General features: G+C 62.6%; 9 protein-coding genes. 7 read left to right on the top strand and 2 right to left on the bottom strand.

Going from position 1 to position 11,808, the window contains the following annotated elements; all coding sequences use genetic code 11:
• Positions 1-194 precede the first annotated feature (194 nt).
• A complete protein-coding gene (locus tag FJ930_RS14640; RefSeq protein WP_141838553.1) occupies positions 195-1,016 on the bottom strand; it encodes a pyruvate, water dikinase regulatory protein in 822 nt (273 codons plus the stop codon).
• A gap of 403 nt (positions 1,017-1,419) precedes the next feature.
• Here FJ930_RS14640 and hemE point away from each other — a divergent pair, with 403 nt between their 5' ends.
• The 4 genes from hemE (at position 1,420) to FJ930_RS14620 (ending at position 5,572) form a co-directional block, all read left to right on the top strand.
• The gene (hemE, locus tag FJ930_RS14635; protein WP_141838550.1) at positions 1,420-2,451 is read left to right on the top strand and encodes a uroporphyrinogen decarboxylase; all 1,032 of its coding nucleotides are present in this window, start codon (positions 1,420-1,422) and stop codon (positions 2,449-2,451) included.
• A complete protein-coding gene (gene hemJ / locus FJ930_RS14630) occupies positions 2,451-2,996 on the top strand; it encodes a protoporphyrinogen oxidase HemJ (RefSeq protein ID WP_141838548.1) in 546 nt (181 codons plus the stop codon). Before hemE ends, hemJ begins: the two co-directional genes overlap by 1 nt.
• A 160-nt stretch (positions 2,997-3,156) precedes the next feature.
• Positions 3,157-4,422, top strand: a complete 1,266-nt coding sequence (gene rho / locus FJ930_RS14625) for a transcription termination factor Rho (protein ID WP_140697565.1) — start codon at positions 3,157-3,159, stop codon at positions 4,420-4,422.
• 217 nt (positions 4,423-4,639) lie between these two features.
• Positions 4,640-5,572 carry an EamA family transporter gene (locus FJ930_RS14620; RefSeq protein WP_141838546.1) on the top strand — a complete coding sequence of 311 codons (933 nt, stop codon included), beginning with the start codon at positions 4,640-4,642 and terminating at the stop codon, positions 5,570-5,572.
• A 33-nt stretch (positions 5,573-5,605) separates the two neighbouring features.
• Here FJ930_RS14620 and FJ930_RS14615 read toward each other — a convergent pair whose 3' ends face one another.
• Entirely contained in the window at positions 5,606-7,624 is a 2,019-nt protein-coding gene (locus FJ930_RS14615; RefSeq protein WP_141838544.1) for a thioredoxin domain-containing protein, read from the bottom strand.
• A gap of 81 nt (positions 7,625-7,705) precedes the next feature.
• Between FJ930_RS14615 and mnmE the strand changes: the two genes are divergently transcribed.
• The 3 genes from mnmE to rsmG all read left to right on the top strand — a co-directional run bounded on the left by mnmE (position 7,706) and on the right by rsmG (position 11,752).
• A complete protein-coding gene (gene mnmE, locus FJ930_RS14610) occupies positions 7,706-9,037 on the top strand; it encodes a tRNA uridine-5-carboxymethylaminomethyl(34) synthesis GTPase MnmE (protein ID WP_141838542.1) in 1,332 nt (443 codons plus the stop codon).
• Positions 9,038-9,251: 214 nt separating this feature from the next.
• Positions 9,252-11,123, top strand: a complete 1,872-nt coding sequence (mnmG, locus tag FJ930_RS14605; RefSeq protein WP_141838540.1) for a tRNA uridine-5-carboxymethylaminomethyl(34) synthesis enzyme MnmG — start codon at positions 9,252-9,254, stop codon at positions 11,121-11,123.
• The gene (gene rsmG / locus FJ930_RS14600) at positions 11,120-11,752 is read left to right on the top strand and encodes a 16S rRNA (guanine(527)-N(7))-methyltransferase RsmG (protein ID WP_141838538.1); all 633 of its coding nucleotides are present in this window, start codon (positions 11,120-11,122) and stop codon (positions 11,750-11,752) included. Before mnmG ends, rsmG begins: the two co-directional genes overlap by 4 nt.
• Positions 11,753-11,808 lie beyond the last annotated feature (56 nt).

Genomic DNA, 11,808 nt, shown 5'->3' with positions numbered 1-11,808 from the left:
TCTCGTTGCTCACCGGATACCAATAATGGCAAATCGCAAACCTTCGAGATTGGCCGAGACAATCGTCCCTTCGTCATCCTAGGGCGGAGCAAGGAGCAAAGCGACGCAGTGCAGACCCTAGGATCCATGCCGTGACCTTCGATCTTCGCGACGTTGAACGGCGGGGCGAAGCTCCCCCGGCTGCTTGGCCCCCATTATCTGTTCTTCCCCCGCAGGGCAACGATCGCCGCCGCCGTTTCCTCGATCGAACGGCGGCTGACGTCGATCATCGGCCAGCCGTGCCTGGTGCAGATCTGGCGGGCATAGGCGAGCTCCTCATTGATGGCGGCGCGGTCGACATAGTCTGTCGGCACATAGGAACTGCTGTTGCCGAGGATGCGGTTCTGGCGGACATGCGAGATGCGCTCGGCGGTGGCGATCAGCCCGACCACCAGCGGGGCCTTGGCGTTGACCAGGCTCTCGGGCACCGGCACGCCGAGCACGATCGGGATGTTGGCGGTCTTGATGCCGCGGTTGGCGAGGTAGATGCTGGTCGGTGTCTTGGAGGTGCGCGAAATACCGATCAGCACGATGTCGGCATCGTCCATATTGGCCGGCAGCTGGCCGTCATCATGTTCCATGGTGAAATTGAGCGCATCGATGCGGCGGAAATATTCGGCGTCGAGGACGTGCTGGGCGCCGACGCGCCGGCCGGCCGGCGTGCCGAGATAGGACTGGAAAACGGTAAGCACCGGCTCCAGCACCGAGACACAGGGCAGGCCCATGGTGGCGCAGCGCTCATCGATGCCGCGCGCCAGCTTCTGGTCGACGACGGTATAGAGAATGATGCCCGGCTCCTCCTCGATGTCCTCGAACACCTTGGCCACCTGCTTTTCGGTGCGGATGAGCGGGTAGATGTGCTCGATGGCGCGCGCATCCTTGTATTGCGCGGAAGCCGCGCGGCCGGCTGCGAGCAGCGTTTCGCCGGTCGCGTCGGAAATCAGGTGCAGGTGAAAGAAGCTCTGGGGTTTGTTCACAGGGATCACCTGGGTCTGTGGGCGGATGTGGATAAGGTCGGACAACGAGCCGGGCTCGTCGGAGGCGACTGTATCAGATGCCAGTTTGTCCACAATTCGATGTGCTGTCGGCTTCGTCGGGCGGCTGGGGACAAATCCGGGGAGGATGTCGTTTGCCTTTCGTCCGTCCACAGGGCCGGCTTTTCCGGCGGCGGCGTAACGCTTTGACTCCGATGATGGATTCCTGATCGTCCCCAGAACCCTGCATTCGGGAGAAAGAAGCGCGCGACAATATGCTTGCTGGCTTTTTGCTTGATGAAGCGGGACAGGTGACAACCACCACAACCAACAGACTCTTAGAATCAGAAGAATCTTAGATATAAGAATATTTGATTAGAAAGAGGCTTGGAGAAGCGAGCGCTCGATGCCCCAGAACCGGATCATGCTGGATGTCCTGAAGGGCAAGGCTCATTTTCCTCCTCCGCTCTGGATGATGCGCCAGGCCGGGCGCTATCTGCCGGAGTATCGTGAAACGCGCCGACGTGCCGGCTCGTTCCTTGACCTCTGTTACGATCCCGACCTTGCCGTCGAAGTGACGCTGCAGCCGATCGAGCGCTTCGGCTTCGACGCCTCGATCCTGTTCTCCGACATCCTTGTCGTTCCGCACGCGCTTGGCCGCGACGTTCGCTTCGAAGAGGGGCGGGGTCCGCTGCTGACGCCGATCTCGGCCGCCGAGATCGCGGCTCTGGAGAGCAGCATGTTTCACGTGAATCTCGAACCGGTCTACGAAACGGTTCGTCGGCTGCGGGCGAAACTGCCCGACGAGACGACCCTGATCGGCTTCTGCGGCGCGCCATGGACGGTGGCGACCTATATGATTGCCGGCCACGGTACGTCGGACCAGGCGCCGGCGCGGCTGTTCGCCTATCGTGAACCGGTCGCCTTTCAACAACTGCTGAAGGTGCTCGCCGATCATTCGGCGGCCTACCTGATCCGTCAGATCGAGGCCGGCGCCGACGTGGTGCAGATATTCGATTCCTGGTCCGGCGTGCTCGACGATGCCTCTTTTGAACGGTTCTGCGTTCAGCCGGTGGCCGAGATCGTCCGGCAGGTCAGGGCTGCCCATCCCGATGTTCCGATCATCGGCTTTCCCAAGGGCGCCGGTGCGCGCTACCAGACCTATCGGGAGAAGACCGGCGTAACCGGCCTGGGGATCGACTGGACGGTGCCGCTGGAGACGGCGAAGGACTTGCAGCGCTTGGGTGCCGTCCAGGGCAATCTCGATCCGTTGCGGCTGGTGGCCGGCGGCCAGGCGCTCGCCGATGGCGTCGAGGCGATCCTGAAGGCTTTGGGCGAAGGCCTGCTGATCTTCAATCTCGGCCATGGCATCACGCCGGAGACGCCGGTCGCGCATGTCGAGGCGATGGTGAAACAGGTGAGGAGCGCGACACGCTGATGGCTCGGTCGGACAGCACTGGAAACACGAACAGCACCGGTCAGGCAATGATGCGCATGGTCGTCGGCATCGCGGCGCTTGTTGTGCTCACCGCATTGTTGTTTTTCGTCGCGCCTGAAAGTTTCTATCCCTGGGCAAAGGCGATCCATATCCTTGCCGTCATTTCGTGGATGGCCGGCATGCTCTATCTGCCGCGCTTGCTGGTCTATCATGCCGATGCCGAGAAGGGTTCGCTGCAATCGGAGACCTTCAAGGTGATGGAGCGGCGCCTGCTGCGCGGCATCATCAATCCGGCAATGATCGTCACCTGGATGTTCGGCCTCTGGCTCGCCTGGAAAGGTTTCGGTTTCCAGGGTGGCTGGCTGCACGCCAAGATCGCCGCGGTGCTCCTGTTGTCCGCGGTTCACGGCTATCTCGCCGGCGCGGTGCGCAAATTCGCCGAGGATCGCAATGAAAAGCCGGCGCGGCACTGGCGGATCGTCAACGAGATCCCCACATTGCTGATGGTGGCAATTGTGATCCTGGTTGTCGTCAAGCCTTTCTGAGGCCTGTCAGGTCCGTAAAACGCGGCTTGCTCTTTCACCAGACCGACGATAAAAGACGGGTCTTCCTTCCCGTCATGCGCCGCCCCTCATTGTTTTCGGCCGCGCCCGGCATTTGTCGCATCCCGCCGATATTTTCCCAAAGCTCACCCAGAGTCCGCCTATGCAAGAAATGAAACTTACCGAGTTCAAGAACAAGAAGCCGCCAGAGCTGATCGCCTATGCCGAATCGCTCGAGGTCGAGAACGCCAGCGTCATGCGCAAGCAGGAGCTGATGTTCGCGATCCTGAAGAAGCTGGCCGCGCAGGACGTCGAGATCATCGGCGAAGGTGTGGTCGAGGTGCTGCAGGATGGGTTCGGTTTCCTGCGCTCCGCCAATGCCAACTACCTTCCAGGTCCCGACGATATCTACATCTCGCCGTCGCAGATCCGCCGCTTTTCGCTGAAGACCGGCGATACGGTCGAAGGGCCGATCCGCAGTCCGAAAGAGGGCGAGCGCTATTTCGCGCTGCTCAAGGTCAACACGATCAATTTCGACGATCCGGAAAAGATCCGCCACAAGATCCATTTCGACAATCTGACGCCGCTCTATCCGACCTCGCGGCTGAAGATGGAGGTCGAGATCCCGGCCACCAAGGACATATCGTCTCGGGTGATCGATCTGGTGGCGCCGATCGGCAAAGGGCAGCGCGCCTTGATCAACGCGCAGCCGCGCACCGGCAAGACGGTGCTCTTGCAGAACATCGCGCACTCCATCACCGCCAACCATCCGGAGTGTTATCTGATCGTGCTTCTGATCGATGAGCGCCCGGAAGAGGTGACCGACATGCAGCGCTCGGTCAAAGGCGAAGTCATCTCCTCGACCTTCGACGAGCCGGCGGTGCGCCACGTGCAGGTCGCCGAAATGGTCATCGAGAAGGCCAAGCGCCTGGTCGAACATGGCCGCGACGTCGTCATCCTGCTCGATTCCATCACCCGCCTCGGCCGCGCCTACAACACCGTTGTGCCATCCTCCGGCAAGGTGCTGACCGGCGGCGTCGACGCCAACGCGCTGCAGCGGCCGAAGCGCTTCTTCGGCGCGGCGCGCAACATCGAGGAAGGCGGTTCGCTGACCATCATCGCCACGGCGCTGATCGACACCGGCAGCCGTATGGACGAAGTCATCTTCGAGGAGTTCAAGGGCACCGGCAACTGCGAAATCCAGCTGGATCGCAAGGTGGCCGACAAGCGCATCTATCCTGCGATAGACATCCTCAAGTCCGGTACCCGCAAGGAAGACCTTTTGGTCGCGCGTTCGGACCTGCAGAAGATCTTCGTGCTGCGCCGTATCCTGGCGCCGATGGGCACCACCGATGCGATCGAGTTCCTGATCGACAAGCTGAAGCAGACCAAGACCAATGCCGACTTCTTCGATTCGATGAACACGTAACGGGCTATCGGGAATTTCCCGGACCGCGCATCAGGCCCCATTCCGGTCAACCGGGATGGGGCTTTTTGTTGCCTCCAGATGGGTCGCATTCCGGATACCGCGTGGCCGTATGCGGCGGCGGACGGTACCAGCCTTGTGCGATGGTCCGCATCTTGTTGAAGCATGATCCTGCCCGAGCCGGTTTGCTGTTTTGATCACATGCGCGGTTGGAAGTGACGTGAAGAAGACCATCCCGACGCTTGTCGGCTTTTCAGCCATCCTGACCTGGTCGTTTCTGGCGCTGCTTTCCACGGCCGCGGGGCCGATACCGCCCTTTCAGCTGGCGGCGATGACGTTCTTTCTCGGTGCGCTTGTCGGAGTGGGCAGCTGGACCTTCCGTCCAGGCGCGGTCCGTTCGCTGCGGCAGCCATGGAAGGTCTGGGCGACAGGGGTGGCGGGATTGTGCATCTATCACTGCGCCTATTTCTTCGCGATTCAGTCCGCACGGCCTGTCGAGGTCAGCCTGATCGCCTATCTCTGGCCTTTGCTGATCGTTGTCTTCGCCGCCTTCCTGCCGGGCGAAAGGCTCAAGGCTCACCACCTTGTCGGCGTCGTCCTTGGCCTTGCCGGGGCGATCGTGGTGATCACCAAGTGCGGCACTATCGGTCTCGCGAATGGCGTGATGAAGGGTCATGTCATTGCCTTGTTCTGCGCTTTTATCTGGGCCGGCTATTCCGTCCTGTCGCGGCGCTTCGGCCAGGTGCCGACCGATGTCGTGGCCGGTTACTGCTTCATCACCGCCGTGGTCGCGCTGGTGCTGCACCTGATACTGGAAATCACGGTCTGGCCCGAAACGACGATGCAGTGGGCCGCGATCCTCGTTCTTGGCACAATCCCGCTCGGCGCCGGCTTCTATACCTGGGACTATGGCTGCAAGCACGGGGACATCATGATCCTGGGTGCCTTGTCCTATGCCGCGCCACTGTTTTCGGTGATCGTGCTGTTGTTGGCCGGGTTTGGCGTGTTCCACTGGTCCGTGGCGCTTGCCTGCGTGCTCATCACGGTCGGCGCGGTGATCGCGGCCAGGGATCTGCTGTTCAAGCCATGGCCGGATGCGAAATCGGTCAGGACATTGCCTTCGGCTGTGCCGGCGGAAGCGGACACCGCCTGACGGAAAATCGCCTCACACTTTTCCCGAGTTGCCCTATTGGCGGTGCAGGAGATGCTCGAGCTCCTGCGGGTCGCTTACAGCGGGAAGGCAAAGCTGGCCCGTACAAAGCCAAGCGCCCGCCCTGTTGGTCGGTGGGAAAATGCCGCCAGGCAGCAAGGGTCGATTCGCTTCCGAACCAATCGCCGCAATGATGTCGACGCGACGCGGGTCAGGACGTCGATTCGCGACCGTAACGAGCGCTGAATCCTCCGGCCTGTCCACGACAACCAACTTCAATGGCTCGATCGCGAGTGCACAGGCATTGACGATGCCCGCCTGGCCATAGGCCTGGTGCGCCGCGCGGCCGGCGGCGTGCTCGGCGATCTTCCACGCTCTCTCCTGCAGCTCGATATCGGCGGTAACGGAAGCCAGCCGGACCAGCGCTTCGATGATCTGGCTGGTGGCTGACGGAATGGCTTCGTCGACATCGCCCCTGATGCGGATCGGCACATCCCTACTGTCGGAAGCGGTCAGGTAGTAGCCCGTGCCCTCGGCATCGACGTGCCAGCGGTCGAGCTGCTCGATGAACCGGCTGGCCTGATCGATGTAGCGCCAATCGCCTGACGCCTCGAACAGCGAGATCGCCGCATTGGTCATGCCGGCATAGTCGCTGGACAGAGCAGGAAACAGCTTTCTGGTGCCGAGCATGGAATGCGGCAAGCGCCCGTCGCGGCTGGCGGCGCTGATATGGGCAAAGGCCTTGGCCGCCGCATCGATCCAGTCGGGTCGCGCCAGCGATCGGCCGGCCTCAGCGAGCGCCGCGATCATCAGGCCGTTCCAGTCGGTCAGGGCTTTCGCGTCGAGGCCTGGCCGGACCCGACCTTCGCGAGCGGCGAGAAGTTTTGTCTTGAGCGGGATCAGCCGTTCGCGGTCGGCCACGCTTTGGGTTTGCTGGGCGCGGGTTTGATGGACAATCGGCTTGCCTTCCCAACCGTGCGGGCTGGAGAGCGTGAAGTGCTTGAAAAACAAGCCAGAATCGTCGCCGAGGACGGCTTCGATCTCCTCTCTGGTCCAGGTGTAGAAAAGGCCTTCCTCGCCATCGCTGTCGGCGTCCAGGCTGGCGGCAAAGGCACCGCCGTCGACGCGCATTTCGCGCAGCAGCCACTCGACGGTCTCTTCGATTCGTATGCGGAACAAATCATTGCCGCTTGCAGCGTATGCCCAATTGCAGAAGCGGATGAGTTGGGCGTTGTCGTAGAGCATCTTTTCGAAATGCGGCACCAGCCATTCCGCGTCGGTCGAGTAACGGCTGAGCCCGCCGCCGATGTGATCATAGATGCCGCCGGCCAGCATCTGTTCCAGGCTGATGAGCACGTCGTCGCGATGCGCGGTATTGCCGTCGCGCAGCCAGGACAGCCACAGTGTGAGCATGAACGGCGCATTCGGGAATTTGGGCGCGCCGCGCAGACCGCCAAGGTCACGGTCGATCATGCCGGAGATGCGGCCGGCAAGGTCGGACAATGTATCACGATCGAGAAGCGCCTTGGCATGTGCCGCCGAGAGCCGCGCCTCGACATGGGTGGTCAGGCCGTCGGCGCTCTGGTTCAGGCTGGCCCTCTTCTCGCGCCAGGCCTTGTCCACCGCCTCCATCACCTGGATGAAGCCCGGGCGGCCAAAGCGCGGCTCCCTGGGAAAATAGGTGCCGCCCCAGAACGGCTTGCCGTCCGGTGTCAGGAACATGGTCAGCGGCCAGCCGCCCTGCTCGCCCATGGAGGAGAGCGCGGCCATATAGATCTGATCGATGTCGGGGCGCTCCTCGCGGTCCACCTTGATATTGACGAACAGACGGTTCATGACGGCGGCGACGTCGTCGTTCTCGAAGCTCTCATGGGCCATGACATGGCACCAGTGGCAGGCGGCATAGCCGACGGAGAGCAGAATCGGCCTGTCCAGGGCCTTCGCCTCTTCCAGCGAAGCCGGCGACCAGGGCCGCCAATGCACCGGATTGCCGCTATGTTGCTGCAAATAGGGGCTGGCTTCGTCGGCAAGCAGGTTTTGCGCGGGCAATGTCACAACGGGCAACTCGGTCACAGTTGGGCGGCAAACTCGGTTCAGTGTGTGGCGGAAGCTAGGGCGGTTCGACAGGGTGGGCAAATGATTTCAGCCGATTCGATCGTTGCGCTGTCGAGCGGGCGGCTTCCGGCCGGCGTCGCCGTCATTCGCATTTCCGGTCCGCAGACTCGATGCGTTGTCGAAACGATCGCCGGCGGCATGGTTAAGGACCGCGTGGCGGTCTTGCGCAAGTTCAGGGCGCCGGATGGAACCGTGCTGGACAGTGGGTTGGTCATCTTCTTCCCAGGCCCGGCCAGCTTCACCGGTGAGGATGTCGCCGAATTTCATGTCCATGGCGGACGCGCGGTGGTGGCCAGGATGCTGGAGACGATCACCGGTTTTGCGAACGTCAGGCATGCCGAAGCTGGCGAATTCACGCGCCGCGCCTTTCTCAATGGCAAGGTCGACCTGGTCGAGACCGAGGCGCTGGCGGATCTTGTCAACGCCGAGACCGAAGCGCAGCGTCGCTTTGCCCTCCGGAACGCCGAGGGTGTCCAGAGTGAGCTCTATCTCGCCTGGCGTCGCAGGCTTGTCCATGCGCGCGCCATGATCGAGGCCGAGATCGACTTTGCCGATGAGGACGACGTGCCCGGCGCCGTTTCGGATACGGTCTGGTCCGATGTCGGGATGATGATCGGCGAGATTGCCCGCCACATCGCCGGTTTCCGCACCGCCGAGATCATCCGCGACGGCTTCGAGGTTGTGATCCTCGGCGCACCGAACGCCGGCAAGTCGAGTCTGTTCAACGCCTTGGCGCGAAGGGATGCAGCTATTGTAACAGATGAGCCTGGCACGACGCGGGATCTGCTTGAGGTGGCGCTGGATCTCGAGGGGTTACGCATCCGGTTGACGGACACAGCGGGATTGCGTGAGGCGGCAGGCAAGGTCGAAGCGATCGGCATCGAGAAAGCGAGAGCCAAGGCCGATCGCGCCGATCTCGTGTTGCTGTTGGAGGACGTGGCGAATCCCGGCGATGTCGCTTCTCTGCCCGGCTCGGTGCCGGTGCTGCGGGTCGGGACCAAGCTCGATCTGCTCGACGAGCAGGCGGCAGTGGCAGCGCGCCGACATTATGATCTCGTTATTTCGATCCTGAATGGGACGGGCGTGGACGCGCTCGTTGCAGAGATCGGCCAGCGCGCGGCGGATGCGGCCGGCGACCTTGGCGATGTTCTGCCGTCACGTCTGCGCCATGTCGAATTGCTTGGCGAGGCGAACCGCCATCTGCTTCGGGCGACCGAGGCCGGCGCCACAGGCCAGGAGCTCCGTGCCGAGGAGTTGCGGCTGGCCGCGGATCGGCTGGGCCGAATTGTCGGAGCCATCGATGTCGAAGACATGCTGGATGTGATCTTCGCGCAGTTCTGCATTGGGAAATGACTCACGTGAAACACGCCCCGGCGCGAAACCGCTTAAGGATTCACGTGAAACACCGGCAGCGCTGGATTGCCCCAATCGTTCCATTGATTCACGTGAAACGGCGTTGCCGGACCTTGCCGCTCTGTTTCACGTGAAACTTGCCGCGAAGTTTTCTTGACAGCTTCGCCCCGCGGGGACATGTGTCCTCAATCTCTTTCGAGTCCAGGATTTGGAAATGACCGATCACTATGATGTGGTTGTGGTGGGCGGCGGCCATGCGGGTTGCGAGGCAGCCAGTGCCGCCGCGCGCGCCGGCGCCTGGACCGCGCTGGTGACGTTGCGCTTCGAGACGATCGGCGTGATGTCATGCAACCCGGCGATCGGCGGGCTCGGCAAAGGGCATCTGGTGCGCGAGATCGACGCCATGGACGGCTTGATGGGCCGCGTGGCGGATGCCGCGGGCATCCAGTTCCGCCTGCTCAACCGCCGCAAGGGGCCAGCGGTGCGCGGCCCGCGCGCGCAAGCCGACAGGAAGCTCTATCGCCTGGCGATGCAGGAAGCGATTCGGCGGCAGAACGATCTCGACGTGGTCGAGGCCGAGGTGCTGGACTTCGAAATCGTGGACGGGCGGATCGCGGCCGTCCTGCTGGCCGATGGCCGCAGGCTTGCTTGCGGCGCGGTGGTGCTCACGACCGGAACTTTCCTGCGCGGCCTCATTCATATCGGCGAGAAGAAGATCGTCGCCGGCCGCATGAACGAGCAGGCGAGCCTTGGCCTGTCGGCGACGATGTCCCGCGCCGGCTTCCAGCTCGGCCGGCTGAAGACTGGCACGCCGCCACGGCTGGACGGGCGGACCATCGACTGGGCGTCGCTCGAAAGCCAGGCGGCCGACGAGGATCCGGTGCCGTTCTCGCTGATGACCGATCGTATCGAGACGCCGCAGATCGATTGCGGCATCACGCGCACGACCGCCGCCACCCACGAGCTGATCCGTGCCAATCTCGGCCGCTCCGCCATGTATTCCGGCTCGATCGAAGGCGTTGGGCCGCGTTACTGCCCGTCGATCGAGGACAAGATCGTCAAGTTCGGCGATCGGGATGGACATCAGATCTTTCTCGAGCCGGAAGGCTTGGACGACCACACTGTCTATCCGAACGGGATTTCGACCTCGCTGCCCGAAGATGTCCAGCTCGATATTCTGAAGACCATTCCGGGCCTGGAGCGGGCTGTGATGCTGCAGCCCGGCTATGCGATCGAATATGACCATGTCGATCCGCGCGAGCTTGATCAGACACTCGAGACCAAGCGCGTCGCCGGGCTCTTCCTCGCCGGGCAGATCAACGGCACGACCGGTTATGAGGAGGCAGCCGGGCAGGGCTTGCTGGCCGGCATCAACGCGGCGCGCCGGGCGTCGGGCGGCGAGCAGGTCGTGCTCAGCCGCACCGAGGCCTATATCGGCGTGATGGTCGACGACCTGACCAGCCGCGGCATCAGCGAACCGTACCGGATGTTCACCTCGCGCGCCGAATTCCGGCTGTCGCTGCGCGCGGACAATGCGGATGAGCGGTTGACGCCGCTGGCGGAGAAGCTGGGGATCACTTCCGCGCGACGCATGCAGCGTTATGGCAACGTCATGCGGCGGCTCGACGAAGCGCGGGAACTGGCTACCGCGCTGACGATGACGCCCAATGAGGCGGCGCGGCACGGACTGGAGATCAATCGCGATGGCGTCCGCCGATCGGGCTATGAGCTGCTGGCCTATCCCGGCGTCGATGTCGCCTGGCTGGCGACGATTGAACCGCGCTTCGCGGCAATTGATGCCAAGACGGCGGAGCGCCTTGAAACGGAGGCGAAATATTCTGTCTACCTCGACCGTCAGAAGACCGACGTCGCACAGATCCGACGTGAGGAGAGCCGGCTGATCCCGGACAGCGTCGATTTCGCCGGCGTGCCTGGTCTGTCCAATGAGTTGAAGCAGAAGATGCAGGCGCGGCGGCCGCGCTCCATCGCTGACGCCCAGCGCATGGAGGGCATGACGCCAGCTGCATTGGCGATCATTGTCGCGCATGTCCGCCACCATGAGAGCGCCCAGAGGGACGTTGCGTGAGCTCTGTCTCCTGGAAGAGCCTGCAGGACGCGGCCGGCCCCGTTTCACGTGAAACATTCGATCGCCTGGTGGCGTTCGAGCAGATGTTCCAGAAATGGAACCGCAGCATCAATCTGGTGGCGCAGTCGACCTCGGGCGATGTCTGGCAACGCCACATCCTCGACAGCGCGCAGCTTGGACGCATAGAGCCCAATGCCACGCGCTGGGTCGACATCGGTTCGGGCGGCGGATTTCCGGGCCTGGTCATGGCCTTCCTGCTCGCCGAGCGCGATGGGGCCAGCATCGATCTGGTGGAAAGCAACCGCAAGAAGGCGTCGTTCCTGCAGACCGTCATCGGCCAGTTCAACCTGCCGGCACGGGTCGTGGCGCGACGCATCGAAGACAGCCATGCGCTTGTTTCGATGCCGCAAATCGTCACGGCGCGGGCTCTGGCCTCGCTCTCGCTGTTGCTGGACCTGTCGGCGCCCTGGCTGAGGTCAGGCGCGCGCGGGCTATTCCACAAAGGCCGGGATTATCGCGCGGAAGTGCAAGAAAGCGTTAACCGATGGTCCTTCGATCTGGTAGAACATCCCAGTGTGACCGACCCTCATGGCGTCATCCTTGAACTGTCTGACCTGCGACCTGTCTGATTTTCGCCTTGTCGGGCTATTTTGGCGACCCAAAAATGAATTTCTGGCATAAACCC

It is taken from the genome of Mesorhizobium sp. B2-4-15, from assembly GCF_006658505.1.
GTDB lineage: Bacteria > Pseudomonadota > Alphaproteobacteria > Rhizobiales > Rhizobiaceae > Mesorhizobium.
Note: the sequence above shows the minus strand (reverse complement) of the source record. Positions and strands in the feature narration are given on the sequence as shown.